The 19,837-nt window shown below is 54.8% G+C and carries 17 protein-coding genes, 1 pseudogene and 1 riboswitch; of the genes and pseudogenes, 14 read left to right on the top strand and 4 right to left on the bottom strand.

Annotation, left to right across the window (positions count from 1 at the left end; all coding sequences use genetic code 11):
* Nucleotides 1–244 precede the first annotated feature (244 nt).
* Nucleotides 245–1,321 (top strand): peptide chain release factor 1, encoded by a 1,077-nt coding sequence (gene prfA / locus RB620_RS16340; protein WP_308096037.1) that lies wholly within the window; start codon nucleotides 245–247, stop codon nucleotides 1,319–1,321.
* A 52-nt stretch (nucleotides 1,322–1,373) separates the two neighbouring features.
* Nucleotides 1,374–2,336, top strand: a complete 963-nt coding sequence (gene prmC / locus RB620_RS16335) for a peptide chain release factor N(5)-glutamine methyltransferase (RefSeq protein ID WP_308096068.1) — start codon at nucleotides 1,374–1,376, stop codon at nucleotides 2,334–2,336.
* A gap of 568 nt (nucleotides 2,337–2,904) precedes the next feature.
* On the opposite strand, the pseudogene RB620_RS16330 reads toward prmC, so the two are convergent.
* The 3 genes and pseudogenes from RB620_RS16330 to RB620_RS16320 all read right to left on the bottom strand — a co-directional run.
* A pseudogene (locus tag RB620_RS16330) lies at nucleotides 2,905–3,111 on the bottom strand (FMN-dependent NADH-azoreductase); the annotation flags it as partial.
* 21 nt (nucleotides 3,112–3,132) lie between these two features.
* Nucleotides 3,133–3,570: a carboxymuconolactone decarboxylase family protein gene (locus RB620_RS16325; protein ID WP_308096036.1), complete on the bottom strand. Its 438-nt coding sequence runs from the start codon at nucleotides 3,568–3,570 to the stop codon at nucleotides 3,133–3,135.
* A gap of 54 nt (nucleotides 3,571–3,624) precedes the next feature.
* Nucleotides 3,625–4,644 carry a sigma-70 family RNA polymerase sigma factor gene (locus RB620_RS16320; RefSeq protein WP_308096034.1) on the bottom strand — a complete coding sequence of 340 codons (1,020 nt, stop codon included), beginning with the start codon at nucleotides 4,642–4,644 and terminating at the stop codon, nucleotides 3,625–3,627.
* A gap of 165 nt (nucleotides 4,645–4,809) precedes the next feature.
* Between RB620_RS16320 and spoIIR the strand changes: the two genes are divergently transcribed.
* From spoIIR to RB620_RS16260, 12 genes are all read left to right on the top strand, one after another.
* Nucleotides 4,810–5,556: a stage II sporulation protein R gene (gene spoIIR / locus RB620_RS16315; RefSeq protein ID WP_308096033.1), complete on the top strand. Its 747-nt coding sequence runs from the start codon at nucleotides 4,810–4,812 to the stop codon at nucleotides 5,554–5,556.
* A gap of 138 nt (nucleotides 5,557–5,694) precedes the next feature.
* Nucleotides 5,695–6,792, top strand: coding sequence for an L-threonylcarbamoyladenylate synthase (locus RB620_RS16310; protein WP_308096031.1), 1,098 nt, complete (start codon nucleotides 5,695–5,697; stop codon nucleotides 6,790–6,792).
* 66 nt (nucleotides 6,793–6,858) lie between these two features.
* Complete coding sequence (locus RB620_RS16305) at nucleotides 6,859–7,419, top strand: manganese efflux pump MntP (protein ID WP_308096029.1); 561 nt, start codon at nucleotides 6,859–6,861, stop codon at nucleotides 7,417–7,419.
* Between the two features lie 226 nt (nucleotides 7,420–7,645).
* Entirely contained in the window at nucleotides 7,646–8,236 is a 591-nt protein-coding gene (locus RB620_RS16300; protein ID WP_308096027.1) for a low molecular weight protein arginine phosphatase, read from the top strand.
* 59 nt (nucleotides 8,237–8,295) lie between these two features.
* Nucleotides 8,296–8,376: riboswitch (ZMP/ZTP riboswitch) on the top strand.
* Nucleotides 8,377–8,663: 287 nt separating this feature from the next.
* Nucleotides 8,664–9,122, top strand: coding sequence for a ribose 5-phosphate isomerase B (gene rpiB / locus RB620_RS16295; RefSeq protein ID WP_308096025.1), 459 nt, complete (start codon nucleotides 8,664–8,666; stop codon nucleotides 9,120–9,122).
* 25 nt (nucleotides 9,123–9,147) lie between these two features.
* Nucleotides 9,148–9,759 (top strand): TIGR01440 family protein, encoded by a 612-nt coding sequence (locus RB620_RS16290; RefSeq protein ID WP_308096023.1) that lies wholly within the window; start codon nucleotides 9,148–9,150, stop codon nucleotides 9,757–9,759.
* 28 nt (nucleotides 9,760–9,787) lie between these two features.
* Nucleotides 9,788–11,035, top strand: a complete 1,248-nt coding sequence (locus RB620_RS16285; RefSeq protein WP_308096021.1) for a serine hydroxymethyltransferase — start codon at nucleotides 9,788–9,790, stop codon at nucleotides 11,033–11,035.
* A gap of 622 nt (nucleotides 11,036–11,657) precedes the next feature.
* Nucleotides 11,658–13,346 carry a peptide ABC transporter substrate-binding protein gene (locus RB620_RS16280; protein ID WP_308096019.1) on the top strand — a complete coding sequence of 563 codons (1,689 nt, stop codon included), beginning with the start codon at nucleotides 11,658–11,660 and terminating at the stop codon, nucleotides 13,344–13,346.
* A 118-nt stretch (nucleotides 13,347–13,464) separates the two neighbouring features.
* Nucleotides 13,465–14,397: an ABC transporter permease gene (locus RB620_RS16275; protein ID WP_308096017.1), complete on the top strand. Its 933-nt coding sequence runs from the start codon at nucleotides 13,465–13,467 to the stop codon at nucleotides 14,395–14,397.
* A 3-nt stretch (nucleotides 14,398–14,400) separates the two neighbouring features.
* Nucleotides 14,401–15,360, top strand: a complete 960-nt coding sequence (locus RB620_RS16270) for an ABC transporter permease (RefSeq protein ID WP_308096015.1) — start codon at nucleotides 14,401–14,403, stop codon at nucleotides 15,358–15,360.
* A 33-nt stretch (nucleotides 15,361–15,393) separates the two neighbouring features.
* Nucleotides 15,394–16,395 carry an ABC transporter ATP-binding protein gene (locus RB620_RS16265; protein ID WP_308096013.1) on the top strand — a complete coding sequence of 334 codons (1,002 nt, stop codon included), beginning with the start codon at nucleotides 15,394–15,396 and terminating at the stop codon, nucleotides 16,393–16,395.
* A complete protein-coding gene (locus RB620_RS16260) occupies nucleotides 16,392–17,354 on the top strand; it encodes an ABC transporter ATP-binding protein (RefSeq protein WP_308096012.1) in 963 nt (320 codons plus the stop codon). The genes RB620_RS16265 and RB620_RS16260 overlap by 4 nt, the downstream gene beginning before the upstream one ends.
* An 86-nt stretch (nucleotides 17,355–17,440) precedes the next feature.
* Here RB620_RS16260 and RB620_RS16255 read toward each other — a convergent pair whose 3' ends face one another.
* A complete protein-coding gene (locus RB620_RS16255; RefSeq protein ID WP_308096011.1) occupies nucleotides 17,441–19,651 on the bottom strand; it encodes an Ig-like domain-containing protein in 2,211 nt (736 codons plus the stop codon).
* Nucleotides 19,652–19,837: the final 186 nt, after the last annotated feature.

The following is a 19,837-nucleotide window of genomic DNA, read 5'->3' as shown; positions in this document are numbered from 1 at the left end:
CTTTTTATTGTGAGTGTGAGTAGTTGAAACGGTCATGTGGACAAGATGTGCACAGCCTGTGCACAGGATGTGGATAAAATAGTGAATAAATGTGGATAAATGAAATGGTATTGTGGACAAGTTGTGATTAAGTAATCGGGGCAGGCAGCGTAGCGGATGTTAAAGTAAACCACATATCGATCAAGCGAGAACGATATGGTATACTAATGAATAATCTAAAGGAAATTAAACAGAGGTGACTAACGTGTTTGACCGTTTACAAGCACTGGCCGACCGGTACGAGAAGCTAAGCGAGCTGCTGTGCGATCCGGATGTATCCAGCGATCCGAAGCGGCTAAGAGAGCTTTCCAAGGAACAGTCGGATTTACAAGAAGCGTATGATACCTATACGGAATATAAACAAGTCTCCGAACAACTGGATGATGCCAAGCAGATGCTGGGCGAGAAGCTCGACGACGAGATGCGCGAGATGGTCAAGATGGAAATCGACGAACTGACTCCTCGCAAGGAAGAGCTTGAAGAGCGGATGCGCATCGTGCTTCTTCCGAAGGATCCGAACGATGACAAAAACGTTATCGTCGAGATTCGCGGCGCGGCAGGCGGAGACGAGGCTGCTTTGTTCGCCTACGACTTGTACCGCATGTACACGAAGTTTGCGGATTCCCAAGGCTGGCGCGTAGAGCTGATGGATTTCAGCGAGAATGACCTGGGCGGGTTCAAAGAGGTTATTTTCTTGGTGAATGGCAAAGGCGCCTACAGCAAGCTGAAGTACGAGAGCGGCGCGCACCGCGTGCAACGTATTCCGGTTACGGAGTCGGGCGGGCGGATCCATACGTCCACGTCGACGGTAGCGGTTATGCCGGAGGTCGAGGAAGTAGAGATCGAGATTCTCGACAAGGATATCCGGATCGACACGTTCTGCTCCAGCGGCGCCGGCGGACAGTCCGTCAATACGACGAAGTCGGCCGTTCGCGTGCTTCATGTACCGACGGGTATTATGGCAACATGCCAGGACGGCAAATCCCAGAACGACAACAAGATGAAAGCCTTGCAAGTCCTCCGCGCGCGGATCTCCGATATCAAGCGGCAAGAGGAAGAAGCGAAGTATGCGGGCGAGCGCAAGAGCAAAGTGGGCACGGGCGACCGCAGTGAGCGGATCCGCACGTACAATTTCCCGCAGAGCCGCGTGACGGACCATCGCATCAACTTGACGCTTCACAAGCTGGATTCCGTCATGAACGGCGACATGAGCGAAATTATTTCGTCCTTGACCATCGCCGAGCAAGCCGACTTGCTTGAACGCGAGACGATGGGCATCTAACCCCGAGATGGATAAGGGTGATGCTACGGATGAGATGTGGTATACGCTGCCGATGACGCTGAGGGAGGCGTGCGTGAGAGCGGGCGCCTGGCTGGAAGCGAACGGCGTGGAAGAAGGGCGCAGCCATGCGGAGCGTCTTCTTCTGCATGCGCTTGGAATCGACCGAGCGGCGCTGCTGTTCGGCCGAGACGATCTTCTCCCCGAAGCAAAGGGGGAGGAGTGGAGGGCGATGGTGCGCCGCCGCGCGACGGGAGAGCCGCTCCAGTACGTGATCGGTGAAGAGTGGTTTTACGGCCGGCCGTTCGCGGTGACGCCGGCCGTGCTCATCCCGCGCCCCGAGACGGAGCTCCTCGTGGAAGCGGTGCTCGCAGCCGCCGATCGGCTCTGGCCGGCGGCCGCTGGAGAGGCGCTGCCCGAAGGCGCGGGCAGCGGCATATCGGAGCAGCCCGCAGACCCGGGCTGCTCCTCGGCTGCAGTGCCGACGGTGGTCGACGTCGGAACAGGCAGCGGCGCCATCGCCGTGACGCTCGCTGCGCAGCGCCCTGCATGGCGCCTGTTCGCGTCCGATCTGTCGCCGGACGCGCTTGAGGTCGCCCGCGCGAACGCGGCCCGCCATGGGGCGGCGGGCCGCGTCTCGTTCACGCAGGGCGACCTGCTGGCCCCCTTCGTCGCCTCGGGGGGCCGTATCGACGTGCTCGTGTCCAATCCGCCTTATATACCCGCGGCGGATATGCCGGAGCTGCAGCGCGAGGTGCGCGACTTCGAGCCGCATCTCGCGCTGGTCGGCGGTACGGACGGCCTCGACCCGTACCGCCGCATGCTGGAGCAGCTGCCGCTGCTCCCGGCCATGCCGCGAATCGTGGCGTTCGAGCTGGGCATGGGGCAGCCGCGCATAGTGGCGGAGATGATGCGCGAGATGGGGGCATGGGACGACATCCGCATCATTGTCGACTACAACGGCATCGAGCGCCACATCGTCGCGATCAACTCGGCAGCCGAATCAGACGGCAACTAACGTTCGGCAACAAAAAAATCACTCCTTGCGGTTAATGGGCCGCAAGGAGTGATTTTTTAAATTCTAAGAATTAATAACTCAACTTTCGCAGTATGAAATCGGCTAGCAAGCCATAATGGAGCTGGGGTAAGCCGACAACCATTGCTGGAGATGACGCTTGGTTGGGCTGGGTATCCCCCCCATCGCACCGTGGCACCGTCCCGAGAACCAGAAATGCTGCGATTCTACATCAATTCGTCACCGTTTTGCTTCAAAAAACGGAGATTGATGCGATTGTACAGTATTTTTTTGCCAATACACCTTGAAAAGCGCTTTCGGCATGAAAAATAATGCAGAATCGCATCATTCCTTCAAAATGGATCGCTAAGCTGCAGGAAATGATGTATGTTTGCAGCAACTACAGGGATACTTGCATGGCAGGAGCTCCCTACTCATCGCGTTGTGTGCCTGCAGCCGAAAGCCGAAAGGGAAACTCGCAAAACTCAATCCTCCGAAGCGACTCTGCTTTTGTGCTCATTTTGGAGCTGCGAAAGATGAGTTATAAGTTTTGCACCTTATCAGAGTAAGTTTAGCGCATGCCGCTTCTCGCATGATCGGCTTCAGACAAGGAAGCGGCCGTCGATTCGGCTTCTTGGAAAGCTTTTTCCAAGACTTCACCCCGATCAAGGAATGCATTCCCTTGTGCCCGGATGATCCGGTAGTTCTTGACTCCGATAAAATTGAACATGGATTTCAAGTACTTATGCGAATATTCCACTTCGGTATACCAATCGTTTCAACACGATCGAATTCGTTGTTACGCCGGCATCATTCCGGTCGTTATTGCAATCCGGTTCCACGCGTTAATGGTGACGATGGCCATGATCAGCTCGCTGAGCGCCTTTTCGTCAAAATGGCGGGCCGCTTCGGCATAGACGTCGTCCGGCACATGAGACGAGGCGACCAACGTGACGGCTTCCGTCAGGGCAAGCGCCGCGCGCTCCTGCGGGCTGAAGTAAGGCGTTTCCCGCCAAGCGTTTAAGGTGTAGATGCGTTCCTCCGTCTCGCCGAGGCGGCGAGCGTCGGTCGCGTGCATATGCAGACAGAATGCGCAGCCGTTGATTTGGGAGGCGCGGATCTTCACGAGCTCTTTGAGCTTCTTGTCGAGGCTGGAGCCGGCTAGGAACTTCTCCAGACCTAGCATGGCTTCATAAGCCGCCGGGGATACGTCCATCAATGCCATTCTTTGTTCCATTTCGATTCACTCCTTTGTCTGTGTAGAGCCGACCGAATCGACCGGTTCTACATGCTAAGACAAGGCAGGCCTCCCGTTTGTGACAGAAACCAGTTTATCCGGGTTCAAAATAATAAAAATGCGGGACAGCCTGCCATCGGCATCCCAGCCGAACGTCAGTACCTTCGACGGGCGGCCGCCCGTCATGGCGACCAGGCCGGGCTGGCCGCTGACGACCGCCGGCAGGAACGTCTCGCCGAGCGTACCCTTGCGCGCGATGCCTTCGAAGAAGGCGGCGATGCGCTCGCTGCCGACGATCGGGAAGATGGCGGCGCGCACCTTGCCGCCGCCGTCGGACACGAGCACGGCGTCTTCGGCGAGCATGCCGATGAGCGCCGCGGAATTGCCTGTCTCGGCCGCGCGCATGAACGCCTGGGCGATGGCCCAGGCCTTTTCCGCCCGCTGGCGGGCGGTATCGCCGGGCGCCTCCGAGGACGCCGTTCCGGCGCCGCTGACGCGTTCGTCCGGCACCGCTGCCATGCCGGCTTCCGAATCTGACACCGTCCCTTCGCCCTCCATCGGCGAAGGCATTCCGGCCGAGACGTCGCCCAGCTTTTCCTTGGCCCGGCTAAATATTTTGCGGCAATTCGCCTCGGATTTTTGCACGATGCCCGCGATCTCGCCGTAGTCGAAGTCTAGCGTCTCGCGCAGCAGGAACACGGCGCGTTCGACGGCCGACAAGCGCTCCAGCATGACCAGCATGACGTAGGTGATGTTTTCTTGCCGCTCGACGACATTTGCCGGGTTCATGTCTCCCTGGGGCAAAGCTGCCCCCGCGTATTGTACGGCCGGCTCGGGAAGCCATTCCCCGACATAAACTTCCCTTCGCTTGCGCGCCGATTGCTTCAAGTTCAGGCAGCGGTTCGTGACCATCCGAACCAAGTAGGCTTTCTCGTGGGCGATATCGTCGCGGTCCGCCATGTAATAGTCTGCAAGCGTATCTTGCACGATATCCTCGGCTTCGCTAAGCGACCCCAGCATCCGGTACGCCAGCGTCAGCAGCAAGGGACGGTATAACGTATACGTTTCTTTCAATTGGATCAACTCCTTATTTTCTGCGGTTATCTGCACGGCTGCATGAATCTAGTATTTTTCGAATGTAATAGGTTTATAGGATGGTTCAGGCGGACATACTGACGGATAGAGACGTTCCGGAACGCAAGCAGACGCACCGGCGGGTGCGCGAGAGGAGCTTGTGTCATGTCCCGTTATTATTCTACATCTTACCATTATTCCGCCAAACCTTATCGCATTCCCTACCGTAAATCGTATGGTTTTATTATAATGGCTATTATTGTACTCCTCATGAGCTGGGAATCTCAAAAAATGGATGCGGCCGTCGCTACGGGCGACATCCCGACGGAAGCGATCCGTCTGCGCATTCTGGCCAATTCCGACAGCGCCGCCGACCAAATGGTCAAGCGCATCGTGCGCGACGAAGTCGTCAAAGCGATGAACGGCTGGGCGACGGGTCCGCAAACCATCGAGGAAGCGCGCAAGACAATCGAATCGAAGATGCCCGAGCTGGAGAGCATCGTGGCCGGCGTCCTGAAGAGCAGAGGGTTCGCGTATACGTCCTCGGCGCAGCTTGGCATGGTTGACTTTCCGACGAAAATGTACGGCAACAAGGTGTATCCGGCGGGCCAATACGAGGCGCTGCTGATTACCATCGGCGAAGGCAAAGGGCAAAATTGGTGGTGCGTGCTGTTCCCTCCGCTTTGCTTCGTGGACGCGGCGACGGGCGAGGCGTCCGCGGCGGCCGACCAACCGGCTAACGCGACTGCGGATTCGGATGTTCAGACGGCGAAGGCCGGCAGCGACTTCTCGGATCAAGGAGAAGCGGCCGAGCTACAGCAAGAACAGGAGAAAGTCGAGGCTCCGAAAGCGAAGTTTTTTATCTGGGAAATGCTGCAAAAGCTGTTCGACTGGATCAAATCGTTGTTCTAATTCAATCGCGGAGGTTTCTCGAAGTCCGATGGGACGAGGGAGGCCTCCTTATTTTTATGAAGCCGTTACCCTTGATCGATATGTTATAATAACGACAAGCAACAGCAAACATAAGTCACTACAAGGATTGAGCATACGATGGCAGATACAAAGATTTGGAAAGCAGAATACGCGGCATCGTCCCATTCCGGCGCTGCGGCGGCTCTTTCGGAAGAGCGGTTGCGAGAAGCGGCGGATACGCTTAGGCGCGGCGGGCTCGTCGCTTTCCCGACGGAGACAGTGTACGGGCTCGGCGCGGATGCGCGGAGCAGCGACGCGGTAGCGGGCATCTTCGAAGCGAAGGGACGGCCGTCGGATAATCCGCTCATCGTCCATATCGCCGGCAAGGAGCAGCTGGATGAGCTGACGCTGCCCCGTTCCCCGCTGGCGGACGTACTGATGGAGCGGTTCTGGCCGGGTCCGCTGACGATTGTTTTACCTTCGAAGCGGGGGGCATTGTCGCCGCTCGTAACGGCGGGGCTGCCGACCGTTGCCGTGCGCATGCCGGATCATCCGGTAGCGCTTGCGCTGCTGAAGCTAGCGGATTGTCCGGTGGCCGCGCCAAGCGCCAACCGATCGGGCAGGCCGAGTCCGACAACCGCCGAGCACGTGCTGGAGGATTTGTCCGGCAAGATCGGCGGCATCGTAGACGGAGGCGCGACGGGCGTCGGTCTGGAGTCAACGGTGGTGGAGCTGGATGGCGTCCGTATCGTTCGGATCCTGCGACCCGGAGGCATAACAGCGGAGCAGCTGCAAGCCGCATTGCCGGACGCGGATATCGTGAACGAGGCCGAGCTGCGGGAAGGGGCAGCGCCGCGTTCTCCCGGCATGAAGTACGCGCATTACGCGCCCCGCGGCGAGCTGACGCTGGTGCAGGGTGACCGGGCGCTTGTCGCCGACGCCATTCGATCGGCAGTGGGCCAAAGCCGCGCCGCGGGCCTATCGACGGGAGTGCTCGCCTTCGCCGAGCGCGCCGCAAGGTACGACGCCGATCTCGTACTCGACATGGGCGGCGAGGATCATCCGGAGGAAGCGGCAAAGCGGCTTTATGCCGCGCTGCGCGAATTCGATGCCGCCGGCATTGAGCGCATATGGGCGGAGGCGCCCACCCCGGGAGGCATAGGCGATGCGCTTCTGAACCGGATGGCCAAGGCGGCGGGCGGCCGCATCTTGCAGCTGTCCCCATCCAATATTTAGTATGAACGACCTCTTGTCCGCATATGTTGGTTAGAGAATGCGCAGCGGACATGGGGGAGATGGGTAGTGTGGGATGCGAATTTATACGCGGGACAAGTATTGACACTGCTCTGCATTGCGGTGGCGTTAGGCTTTGACGCTTTCTCGCTGGGACTAGGCATCGGCCTGAAAGGAATCAGGCTGCGCGATATTTTGAAGCTCGGTTTCGTGATAGGACTATTCCACGTGTTGATGCCCGTCGGAGGGCTTGTAACCGGACAGCTCGTCAGCGGGCTGCTCGGACAGGTCGCTTCGACAGCGGCGGGCATTCTGTTGATTTTGTTAGGAGGCCATATGATCTACAGCTCTCTGAAAGGAGAGGAAGTACGTTCATTCGACCACCGCTCTTTTTTGGGCCTGCTCGTACTCGCGCTAAGCGTCAGCGTCGACGCGTTTTCGGTAGGGGTAACGCTCGGCATGTTCTCGGCGGATCTGTGGCTGACGATAATGCTGTTCGGTCTGCTCGGCGGACTGATGTCGATGCTTGGCTTGTTCTTAGGCAGGAAGGTGAGCGGCAATCTGGGCGAATACGGGGAGGCGTTCGGCGGAGCGATCCTGCTCGTGTTCGGCGTATTGTTCGTAATATAAAGTCCAATTTTGATCACGATGTATCTCATGAAGCTTATTCGACGTCGAATCTTGAATTCAGCCGGAACAAGCGTATGCTTTCGAAGTATGTTTCCTCCGGAAACATTGCAGGTGCTCACGTAGCTTTCAGCTACGCTCCGCTCCTCATTTCCTAGCTTCTTTCAACCTTCTTGGTGCTGAAAACTGGACTTATTGAACACGCACTATAAGAGAGGAGATACGCGACATGAAACGAATATTGTTCGTATGTACCGGCAATACCTGCCGTTCGCCGATGGCCGAGGCGCTGCTCCGAGAGCAAGCGGCGAAGAGGGGAATCACGGTAGCCGTGAGATCCGCAGGCGTGTCCACGATCGACGGGCTTCCGATTTCCTCGAACGCGCTCGAGACGCTTCGCAGGCGGGAAATCGCGCATGGCGGTTCCTCCCGGGCGCTGACGGCCGAGGCCGTCGGCTGGGCTGACCTTATTTTGACGATGACCTCCGGACACAAACGGGACTTATTGCATTATCATCCCGGAGCGGTAGACAAAACGTATACGTTAAAAGAATTCGCCAACTCGGATCTTGCCGTGCTGAAGAATATAGAAGAGCTGGAGAGCTTGTATTCCGACATGCAGATGAAGGGCGCGCTCGGCCAGCACTTGACAAGCGCGGAGCGACTTCGGCTGCTCGAGCTGGAGCGGAGGATTCCGAGCTTCGATATCGCCGATCCGTTCGGCGGGTCGTCATCGGTGTACGAGAGCTGCTCCAGGGAGATCGAGGAAGCGGTTCGCAGACTTCTGGACAAGCTGTCCGGCCGCAGGGGGAACGATTAAGGAAGCGAAATCCGGATTGATTTCTGACCGTTCTTGCGCTATGATGAAAATACAAACACGGTTTCCGATGTAACTGGCGACGGAAGTGGGTAACCACGGTGGAGCATCGGAATATACGGCCGGTCGCCTGGGCAAAGAGCAGCATGCTGAGAAGCATGTCTTGCTCTTTTTCTTTTTTTCGAAATATAAGAAAGTATAAGTTTCACCTATACTGGGCTTATATTTCTCGGAATGAAACGCGCTGCGCCGCCAATGGACGGCTTCAGCCGTTTCACCTTGGATGAAGCCGCATGTGCTGGTTGCCGGTCTGGGTATGGGAGCTTGTGCCGATAGAGGTTTTCCCGCGGGAGAGGTATACTAGCAGCATAAGGTGAGTTGCCAAGCGCAATGATCTAGGCAAGGAAAATCATGAGAAGAGGTGTTTGCATTGAAGATTGCAATTGGAGCCGACCATGCGGGTTACCGCTTGAAGGATGTTATCGTACCATTGCTCGAGTCGCTCGGTCATGAGATCCAAGACGTAGGTTGCGACTGCAGCCAGTCCGTCGATTACCCGGACTATGCGATGCCGGTATGCGAGCAGGTCGCAACGGGCCAAGCCGACCGCGGCATTCTGATCTGCGGCACGGGCATCGGCATGTCGATCGCCGCGAACAAATACCCGGGCATCCGCTGCGCGCTTGTCCATGATCTGTTCTCCGCGAAAGCGACTCGCGAGCATAACGATACGAACGTGCTCGCGATGGGCGAACGCGTCATCGGTCCCGGCGTAGCCGAGGAGATCGTAAAGATCTGGTTGTCGACGCCGTTCTCCGGCGGAGAAAGACATCTGGGGCGCATCAATAAAGTGATGGATATCGAGAAGCAGTCTAACTTGCATCCTTAAACGGGGCTAGGGGAGGAAGCTACGCATGTCCACTCATGAAAGGAAAAACGCGGATCCGGCAGCTTGGACGGCCGCCGTCGAAACGATCGTGCGCGAGCTTGCCGAAGCCGGCCGCCTTCGCGAAGGCGAACTGCTGGTCATCGGCGCCAGCACCAGCGAGGTTATGGGCCAGCGGATCGGCACGGCGGGCGCCGTAGAGACAGCGGCTGCGATCTTCACCGGGGTGGAAGCCGTAAGGAAGGACATCCCGTTTATCCCCGTCTACCAATGCTGCGAACATCTGAATCGCGCGCTTGTTCTGGAGGAAGCGGCTGCAAGGCGGTATGGGCTGGAGCTCGTTCACGCCGTGCCGATTCCGAAGGCGGGAGGCTCCATGGCCGCCTTTGCATACGGCAAGCTCCGCGAGCCGTGCCTCGTCGAGTCGATTCAAGCGCATGCGGGCATTGATATCGGAGATACATTTATCGGGATGCACCTGAAGCGGGTAGCCGTGCCTGTGAGGCCGTCGATTCGTTCGATCGGCGAAGCGCATGTCACCATGGCCGTAACGAGGCCGAAGCTGATCGGAGGCGCGCGAGCCGTCTATGAACCCCAGCTCGCTCTAAAAGCGGATCAATCCGCGCAGCACTGCGAATAACAACTATTTTTTAGGAGGAATTAACGATATGGAACAGTTACGCAAACAAGATCCAGAAGTATTGAAGGTGCTTGGCCTTGAGCTGCAGCGCCAGCGCGACAACATCGAGCTGATCGCGTCCGAGAACATTGTCAGCGAAGCGGTGCTCGAAGCGATGGGCTCCGTCTTGACGAACAAATACGCAGAAGGTTATCCGAGCAAACGGTACTACGGCGGCTGCGAGCATGTCGATATCGTCGAGGATCTGGCTCGCAACCGTGCCAAGGAATTGTTTGGCGCCGAACACGCGAACGTGCAGCCTCACTCCGGCGCCCAAGCGAACATGGCCGTCTACCTTGCCGCGCTTCAGCCCGGCGATACCGTACTCGGCATGAACTTGGCGCATGGCGGCCACTTGACGCACGGCAGCCCGGTCAACGCTTCCGGCTTGCTGTACAACTTCGTTGCTTACGGCGTACAAGAAGATTCCTTCACGATCGATTACGAAGAAGTTCGGAAGCTTGCCTTCAAGCATCGTCCTCGCATGATCGTGGCCGGCGCGAGCGCGTATCCGCGCATCATCGACTTCGAGAAGCTGGGCCAAATCGCAAACGAAGTCGGTGCCTTGTTCATGGTCGACATGGCGCATATCGCCGGTCTTGTCGCGGCGGGTCTGCACCCTAACCCGGTTCCGCATGCGCACTTCGTCACGACGACGACTCACAAGACGCTACGCGGACCTCGCGGCGGCATGATTCTGTGTCGCAAGGCTTGGGCGGCTGCGATCGACAAAGCCGTGTTCCCTGGTTCCCAAGGCGGTCCACTGATGCATATTATCGCGGCCAAAGCGGTTGCTTTCGGCGAAGCGCTTCAGCCTTCGTTCAAGGAATACGCGCAGAACGTCGTGCGCAACGCCAAGGTTCTTTCTGAAGAGCTGCTGTCCAGAGGTATCAACATCGTCTCCGGCGGCACGGATAATCACTTGATGCTGATCGATACGCGCAACCTGAACATTACGGGCAAAGTTGCCGAGCACGTGCTGGACGAAGTTGGAATCACAGTCAACAAAAATGCGATTCCGTTCGATCCGACCAGCCCATTCGTCACGAGCGGCATCCGGATCGGCACGCCTGCGGCCACGGCTCGCGGCATGAACGAGGACGCAATGAAGGTGATCGCTGAAGTGATCGCGCTAGTGCTTAATAATCCGGAAGATGGCGCTATTTTGGACCAAGCCCGCGGCATGGTTCGCGACCTGACGGCGAAATATCCGCTCTACCCAAACATGACCTACTAACAACAAATATTGCATGAAAAAAGCACCGTTGTGGCAAAATGCTACGACGGTGCTTTTTTTATATTTACATCAATATTACTTCTTGATATTATTAATTAACAGAATATAACTATAATGTATTGATGATATCAATAAATTTTGACGTATTACGACAGGATGAGGGGTTTGCTTTGGGTCAAAATTTCAAAGCTGATGTCGCTTAGATGTCGCATATTAACACAAAAATAGGCAAATTGTATAAATGATACATAAAGCCTTTGCATTTTTGTGCATCGTTGTCAAAACGCCGAAATAGCAGTACTGGCACGTGTTAGCGCCGAAATACGCTAATGCGTATACGCATTAGTGCAAATATGCGGTGCTGTGCTAAAGGTTGTGGGAATAATAAGAAGTTTCAGGTGACTCATATTATCAAGTTACCGAGGACATAGTAAAAAAGGCGGCTGGAAACTTTTACGGACAAGTTATCTGTTGACAATTATTTAAAATAAGTTGTATATTGTTTTACGTCGAATAAATATTTTTTCATGTAAGAAATATTGACACGAAGCAAAGAAATTCATCTTCACCTCTTATTCAACGTGGTTTTACAAAATTATATATAAACTGGGAGTTGATGTATGTGAAAGGGAGTTTCAAAAAGCCAGCGCAATTCATGCTAGTCCTTGTTATCGCATTCAGCATGTTGTTAACCGCTTGTGCGGGCAACAACAACAAACCTGCTGATCCGGCTAACAACGGAGCAAACAACGGAGGAGAAGAAACGCCAAAAACTCCTCAAGAATTCCGCTTCACCCTTGCAAGCGAACCGCCAAGCTTGGACCCCGCTCTAATGACAGACGCGCAATCCAGCATCGTAGCCGCAGGTCTTTACGAAGGCCTTACTCGCTTGAACACAAAAGGCGAGCCTGAGAACGCGCTTGCTGAAGAGATCACACCTTCTGAAGACGGCAAAACCTACACCATCAAACTTCGCCAAGATGCCAAATGGAGCAACGGCGACCCTGTTACCGCAAAAGACTTTGAATTTGCTTGGAAACGCGCTCTGAATCCAGAGACGGCATCCGAGTATGCATACATGCTGTTCTACCTTGCGAACGGCGAAAAATACAACTCCGGCGAAGGCTCGGCTGACGAAGTAGGCGTTAAAGCTTCCGATGACTACACGCTCGAAGTAACGCTGAATTCTCCAGCTCCTTACTTCACAAGCCTGCTGTCGCACTACACATACTTACCGGTTCACCAAGCGACTGTAGAAGGCGCTGCTGACTGGGCTGCTGAAGCGAGCACGATCGTATCCAACGGTCCGTTCAAGCTGACGGAGTGGGCACATGCCGACAAGCTTGTTCTTGAGAAAAACGCTGACTACTACAACGCTGATGCAATCAACTTCGACAAAGTAACGATTTCCTTGGTTGAAGACGAAGGTACTGTCTACCAATTGTACGAAACGGACAAGATCGACTGGATCGGCGCGCAAGCTGGTTCCGTACCATCCGACCTTGTACAACAACTAGTATCCGAGAAGAAAGCTGAAGTTACAGCTGTTGCTTCCGTATACTACTACCTGTTCAACAACAACAAAGAACCGTTCAACAACGTGAAAGTCCGTAAAGCATTCTCCATGGCGCTTGATCGTCAATCTCTGATCGACAACGTGGCGCAAGCGAACCAACAAGCGGCATTCGGTTTGGTGCCGCCGTCCATCACGGGCCCAGAAGGCAAAATGTTCCGTGAAGTTTACCCGGACACTGGCTACTTCAGCGAAAATGCTGAAGAAGCGAAAAAACTTCTTACAGAAGGTCTTGCAGAGCTCGGTTTGTCCTCGTTCCCTGCGGACGTAACATTGCTGTACAACACAAGCGAAGGCCACAAAGCATTGGCTGAAGCGGCAGTCGACATGTGGCGTAAAACCCTTGGCGTCGAAGTGAAATTGGCGAACCAAGAATGGGGTACATTCCTGGAGTCCAGAAAAGCGGGTCAATTCGATATCGCACGTTCCGGCTGGGGCGCGGACATCAACCACCCAATCAACTTCACGTACGACTTGATTCACTCGAAATCCGGCAACAACGACGGCAAGTACAACAACCCGGCAGTCGACAAGCTTCTTGACGATTCCCTGGTGGCTGCTACTCCGGAAGAAAGCCAAAAAATGATGGCTGACGCTGAGAAAATCGCGGTTTCCGATGATATGGGCGTATTGCCGACTTACTACTACACAACTGTAACGATGCTGAAACCAGGCTTCGAAGGCGTTGTATCCGACTATTCAGGTCACCTGGACTGGGTACACGGCAGCAAAAAATAGGTCACTCAACCTTGTCCATTCATAGCGACTAACTTAGAGTAACTTGTTCCAGAAGGGTATATATAGTCTCTCTATATATACCCTTTTGAAATGTAAAAAAAGAGAGTGGGTGATCGAAATGCTCCGTTTCATCTTAGGCAAGTTTTTATTTATGCTGTTGTCGCTCTTTATACTGATTAGCGCGACGTTTATGCTGATGAACGCGATTCCGGGCAGCCCGCTGCAAGCGGAAAAAGCAACAAGCGAAGCCGTTCAGAAAAACTTGGAAGCGTATTACGGTCTAGACAAACCGTTAATTGTTCAATATGGCAAGTACCTGCAAAACCTGGCCAAAGGCGATATGGGTATTTCCATGAAGAAGAAGTTCCAGTCCGTTGACAAAATGATTAAACAATCGTTCGGCCCATCCCTAAAACTCGGTATTTCGGCGATTATTACTTCTGTTGTCGTAGGATGCGTTTTGGGTATACTGGCTGCGATGTATCATCGTAAGCTGCTCGACAATATTGCCATGATTTTGGCTGTTATCGGCCTTGCAGTACCAAGTATCGTACTTGCACCCGTTATGCAATATTTCTTGTCCATGAAGTTCAGAATTTTCGAAGTAGCCGGTTTGAACGGTCCGCTTGATTATGTTTTGCCAACGATCGCGCTCGCCTCAGGCCCAATTGCTTTTATCGCAAGATTGCTAAGATCGACCATGATTGAAGTATTGAATGCCGATTTTATTAAAACTGCCAAATCCAAAGGGCTTTCTGGATACGTCATCATCGTGAAGCACGCGCTTCGGAATTCGTTGCTTCCCGTCGTTACGTATTTGGGTTATTTGACGGCCGGTATCATTACTGGATCCGTCGTCGTGGAGAAAATCTTCGCGATTCCGGGTATCGGAAAGCACTTTGTTTCGAGTGTCATAGATCGTGACTACCCGCTTATTATGGGCATTACCATTTTCTACGCCGTAATTCTGATGTTATGCCGCTTCTTGGCGGATGTCGCTTACGTGCTGGTAGATCCGCGCATGCGTGCCGGCGGAAAGGTGGCGAAATAACTGATGTCAGATTCCAATGCAAATTTGCGTTCCAAGGAACGTTCCGATAGCTTGACTCCCGATATGTTCCAAAAGCTTGAAAGAGGCGAGGTTCGCGTCGACGAGGTAGGACGCGCCAGCCTTACCGCATGGCAAGACATTAAACAGAGGCTCACAAGCAACAAGCTTGCGATGTTCGGTTTCTGGATTATCGTCGCCTTGATCGCGTGCGCGATCTTCATTCCGTGGATTTGGCCTTACGACCACTTCACGAACGATATGACGAATACGAATCAGGCGCCAAACGCGACGCATTGGTTCGGAACGGACAATCTTGGACGGGACATGTTCGAGCGCGTATGGAAAGGCGCTCAGGTTTCGTTATTCGTTGGCGTTGTAGCTGCCTTGATCGACTTAGTCATTGGCATCATCTACGGCGGCATTATGGGTTACTTCGGCGGCAAAGTCGACGAAGTCATGAACCGTTTCTCTGAAATTCTGGCTGCGATTCCTTACCTGCTTATCGTTATCCTGCTCCTTGTCGTGATGAAGCCGAGTTTGACGACGATTATCATCGCCATGTCGATTACGGGCTGGATCAACATGGCCTGGATCGTGCGTGGACAAGTGATGCAGCTCAAAAATCAAGAATACGCGCTCGCTTCCAAGTCGCTTGGCGCAGGCGCGATGCGCATTATTTTCCGTCACCTTGTACCGAATGCAATGGGACCTATTCTCGTTACCCTTACGCTGACGATTCCAAGCGCGATCTTCACGGAAGCGTTCCTTAGCTTCCTGGGTCTAGGTGTTCAATCGCCGGTCGCTTCATGGGGTACGATGATTGACGATGGCGTGGGCGCTATCTTAAGCGGCGACACATGGCGTTTGTTCTTCCCGGCATTCTTCTTGAGCTTAACCATCTTTGCCTTTAACGTCTTCGGTGACGGATTGCGCGACGCATTCGATCCGAAGCTGAAAAAATAACAACACAGCATAACTGAGAGGAGGTCATTGTCTATGAAGACCTTGCTGGAAGTGAACAATTTAAGCGTATCCTTCGACGTCTACGGAGGCGAAGTGCAGGCGATCCGCGACATTAGCTTCAACGTGAAGGAAGGAGAAGCCGTCGCGATCGTAGGCGAATCCGGATCGGGCAAGTCCGTCACCGCCCAATCCATCATGAGGCTCAATCCTTCTCCGCCAAGCCGCATCAAGAACGGCTCGGTGAAGTTCGACGGGCAGGAGCTGCTGACCCTGACGGAGAAAGAAATGCAGACGGTGCGCGGCAACAAGATCGGCATGATCTTCCAGGATCCGATGACGTCGCTCAACCCGACGCTTACGGTCGGCGCACAAATTACGGAAGGTCTGATCAAACACCAGAACGTAAGCAAGTCGCAAGCGATGGCTCGCGCCATCGAAATGCTGCATCTGGTCGGCATTCCGAATCCGGAGCAACGGATCAAGCAATACCCTCATCAATTCTCCGGCGGTATGCGCCAACGCGTCATGATCGCGATCGCGCTTGCCTGCAATCCGAAGCTTCTGATCGCGGACGAGCCGACGACGGCGCTGGACGTAACGATTCAAGCGCAGATCATGCGCGTCATGAAAGATCTTCAGCAGAAGATGGGCACTTCTATTATTCTTATTACGCATGACCTTGGCGTCGTAGCCGACGTATGCGACCGCGTAATCGTTATGTACGCCGGACGTATCGTCGAGACGGGAACCAAGTGGGAAATTTTCCAAAACCCGCAGCATCCTTACACAAGAGGCTTGCTGCGTTCCTTGCCGCGTCTGGACCAGAAGAAAGACGAGCCGTTGATCCCGATCCCGGGCACGCCCCCGGATCTGATCAAGCCGCCGGCGGGCTGCAGCTTCTGCGCGCGCTGCGACGAAGCGATGAAAGTATGCGTGGACAACGACCCGAATCTGCACGCGATCAAGGGAAGCGGCTCCCATGCGGCAGCATGCTGGATGCTTCATGAATATGCGGACCGGGAGGTGCCGGTATGAGCAAGAGCACCCCATTGGTAGAAGTCAACGATTTGCGCAAGTTCTTTAATCTCGGCAAAGGCAATATCCTGAAAGCCGTTAACGATATTTCATTCTCTATCGGCCGCGGCGAAACCGTGGGCGTCGTAGGCGAATCCGGTTGCGGCAAGTCGACGGCGGGCCGCACGATTCTTCGGCTGTACGAGCCGACTAGCGGCGGCGTGACGTTCGACGGCAAGGACATCTACAAGCTTCGCGGCTCGGAGCTGAAGTCGCTGCGCCGCAACATGCAGATGATCTTCCAGGATCCGTACGCGTCTTTGAACCCGAGGATGACGGTTACCGACATCATCGGCGAAGCGCTGGACATTCACAATCTTGCAGGCAGCAAGGCCGAGCGCAAGCGCAAGGTCGAAGGTTTGCTTGATTTGGTTAACCTGAACCCCGAGCACGCGACGCGTTACCCGCATGAATTTTCCGGCGGCCAACGCCAACGTATCGGCATTGCGCGTGCCCTGGCCGTAGATCCGAAGTTCATCATTGCCGATGAACCGATCTCCGCGCTGGACGTGTCGATTCAGGCGCAGGTCGTCAACCTGATGCAAGATCTGCAGCGTAAGATGGGCCTGACGTATCTGTTTATCGCGCATGATTTGTCCATGGTTAAGCATATTTCCGACCGTGTTGCGGTTATGTACCTAGGCAAAATCGTAGAGCTTGCGGAGTCCAGCGAGCTGTACGACAACCCTCGCCATCCGTATACGCGTGCGCTATTGTCCGCGATTCCGATTCCGGATCCGCAGGTCGAGGCGACTCGTGAACGCATCGTGCTGAAGGGCGACCTTCCAAGCCCGATCAACCCGCCGAAAGGCTGCCAGTTCCATACGCGTTGTCCGCTCGCGACGGACAAATGCAAGACGGACGAGCCGAAGCTGTTGGAAGTGAGCAAAGGCCACTTTGCTTCTTGCCATTACGCATAAACGATAGAACGATCGATTAAAAAAGCCTTCCAATCCGAATGTGATATCGGATGGAAGGCTTTTTCGCGTTGCTATAAAAGCTCGCGTTACTTCACCGTTACGCGGAACGTGGCGGTTTTGCCGCCGAATGCCGCTTTGATCGTGGCGCTGCCTTTGCCGACGGCCGTTATCTTGCCGTCCTTCACCGTCGCGACGCTTTCCTTGGAGGAGGTCCAGACGGCGGCTGTCGTGGCGTCAACCGGGCTGCCCGTGACATAGACGGCTTGCGCCGTCACGTTGTACGAATCGCCGATGGCGAGCTGAGCGGACTTGCCGGACAGCTGCAGCGACTTCAGCTTAGACGTTACGATGACGGTGATTTCGATTGTCTTGCCTTGGTAGGAGCCCGACACTTTGGTCGTTCCGACGTCAATGGCTTTGACGGATGAAGAGCCGCTTACGGTTGCAACGTTCGTATTGGCGACTGTCCAGTTCATTTTGGTGCCGACGGATATTTTTTTGCCGTCTTTATAGTAGCCGTAAACTTTAATGGACTTGGACCGACCGGGGTTAAGCTCGATCTTCGCCGGCTCGAAGGTAAGCTTGACGATTTCTTCCTCGATCTTCACGCGAACCGAGACCGTCTTGGTCAGGTACGTGCCGGTCAGCGTAACCGTGGAGGATTCCAGCCCTTTCATCGATTTCTCCAGCAGCAGGATATTGTCCGACGTCGTCTTCCATTCGATCGACTCGGAAATATCGGCTTCTTCCCCGTCCTCGTAGATGACGTTCACTTGCGGAAGCTCCGTTGACTTGCCAAGCACGATGCTCATGTCTTTCGTTTCCGCGATCAGCTTGACCGGCTTGAGGTGGACGGTAAGCGTAACTTCGGCTGAGAGGCCTTGGGCTTTCGCGGTAAACGTCGTTTCGCCAAGCTCCTTGGCGGTCCAGGAGGTTCCCTCAAGTTTTGCGATATCTTCGTCCTCGTTCGTCCACTTGACAAGCTTGGATACGTCGACGGTCGATCCGTCGAACGTCGTCGCCGTTACCTTCGGCAGCTCGGCAGTAATGCCTTTAAAGCCGTCGATTTTCGTCTTCTCGGCTTTCAGCTTCGTGATGCTCGGGTATACGGTTACGTCGATGCTGCGGCTGATGCCTTTGTGCGACACCGTAATCTTCGTCGTACCGACGCCCTTCGGCGTCACCTTGCCTTGCGATACCGTCGCGACGGACACGTCCGAGGAGGACCATTCGCCAGACGCCGTAATGTTGGAGCCTACGTTCGCGTTATTGAGCACATCCGCTTGCATCTGAAGCGGAGCGTCCTGCAGCTGCATGTGGTACTCCTTCTCCGGAGAAAGCTTTATGGACTGGTAAGGCGTGCGCACGACGACGCTGATCGTATCCGTTACGCCGAGGTAGGATGCTGTGATGGTCGTCTTGCCCGCGCCGACGGCCGTGACGGCGCCTTTCTCGACCGTAACCACCTTGGTGTTGGCGCTTGTCCACTTCGCTAGCTCAGTGACGGTTAACGTTCCACCCGTCTTCGGTGATGCCGTCGCGCTCAGAACGCGGTTGTCCGCGCCGACTTCGAGCTCTAGCAAATCGCCAGGCTGCTCCGGTCCGATCTCGATCGATTTGTAAGGAGAGGTTACCGTCAATTTGACCGTATCGGACTTGCCCTTGTACTTGGCGGTAATGGTCGCCGTGCCGGCTCCGACGAGCGTGATCTTGCCTTCGTCGACCGTCGCGACCGCCGTGTTGGACGAGGTCCATACCGCCTCCGAAGTAATGTTGATGCCGCTGGCAGAACCTTTTTGGCCGTCCAGCATAAACGCGAGCGAATCGCCTAGTTTCACGTCCGGGATAGACGCGGGCGCGGCGCTGTTGTTCTGCATGATCACGACTTCGTCATACACGAAATCGGAAGTCGCCTTCATGCTTGCCGTAAATCCTTTATAAGTAGCGGTAATGGTCGCCGACCCCGCGCCGACCCCCGTCAGTACGCCTTTGTCTACTTTGACGATGGAGCTGTTCGATGTTTTCCATGCCGCGTCTGCCGTTACGTCCTTCTTGGATGCCGATCCCGAGATCGACGCCAGCACGGTTACGTTCACCTTGTCGTCTTCCACGAACATTTCGAGCGAAGAAGTCGAAGTGTTGTAATCTTCCTCTTCATAATCCAGCTCGATTCCGGTGACGGTCTCCTCGGCCGCTTGCGCGACTCCGCCGAGCGTGCCCATCACGAGGGTCATCGCGAGAGCGGCTGCCAGCCATCTGCGGGCATCTTTGAACGACAGTCTCCAACTTTTTCCCAATTTCACTACATCCCTTCCCTTTCTTTGGCAAAAATTTTCTTCCACTCTTCTAATAACGGCATTTGGACGCCGAAAGTGAACAACGACATTCCTTACGGAATGATAACGTTCGTTAAATTAAATTAAGCTTTTGTTATGTTTTGCTTACGGGCCTCTTAACGATTGAAGGGTATCGTTAGTAGCAGA

This window comes from Paenibacillus sp. LHD-117, from assembly GCF_030929555.1.
Taxonomy (GTDB): Bacteria; Bacillota; Bacilli; order Paenibacillales; family Paenibacillaceae; genus Pristimantibacillus.
This window is presented reverse-complemented; position numbering and strand designations above follow the sequence as displayed.

What these genes read in the sequence shown, in the direction of transcription:
- prmC (WP_308096068.1), top strand. Translation starts at nt 1,374, where the DNA reads ATGACGCTGAGGGAGGCGTGCGTGAGAGCGGGCGCCTGGCTGGAAGCG.
- RB620_RS16325 (WP_308096036.1), bottom strand. Translation starts at nt 3,570, where the DNA reads ATGGAACAAAGAATGGCATTGATGGACGTATCCCCGGCGGCTTATGAA.
- spoIIR (WP_308096033.1), top strand. Translation starts at nt 4,810, where the DNA reads ATGTCCCGTTATTATTCTACATCTTACCATTATTCCGCCAAACCTTAT.
- RB620_RS16310 (WP_308096031.1), top strand. Translation starts at nt 5,695, where the DNA reads ATGGCAGATACAAAGATTTGGAAAGCAGAATACGCGGCATCGTCCCAT.
- RB620_RS16300 (WP_308096027.1), top strand. Translation starts at nt 7,646, where the DNA reads ATGAAACGAATATTGTTCGTATGTACCGGCAATACCTGCCGTTCGCCG.
- RB620_RS16290 (WP_308096023.1), top strand. Translation starts at nt 9,148, where the DNA reads ATGTCCACTCATGAAAGGAAAAACGCGGATCCGGCAGCTTGGACGGCC.
- RB620_RS16285 (WP_308096021.1), top strand. Translation starts at nt 9,788, where the DNA reads ATGGAACAGTTACGCAAACAAGATCCAGAAGTATTGAAGGTGCTTGGC.
- RB620_RS16275 (WP_308096017.1), top strand. Translation starts at nt 13,465, where the DNA reads ATGCTCCGTTTCATCTTAGGCAAGTTTTTATTTATGCTGTTGTCGCTC.
- RB620_RS16270 (WP_308096015.1), top strand. Translation starts at nt 14,401, where the DNA reads ATGTCAGATTCCAATGCAAATTTGCGTTCCAAGGAACGTTCCGATAGC.
- RB620_RS16265 (WP_308096013.1), top strand. Translation starts at nt 15,394, where the DNA reads ATGAAGACCTTGCTGGAAGTGAACAATTTAAGCGTATCCTTCGACGTC.
- RB620_RS16260 (WP_308096012.1), top strand. Translation starts at nt 16,392, where the DNA reads ATGAGCAAGAGCACCCCATTGGTAGAAGTCAACGATTTGCGCAAGTTC.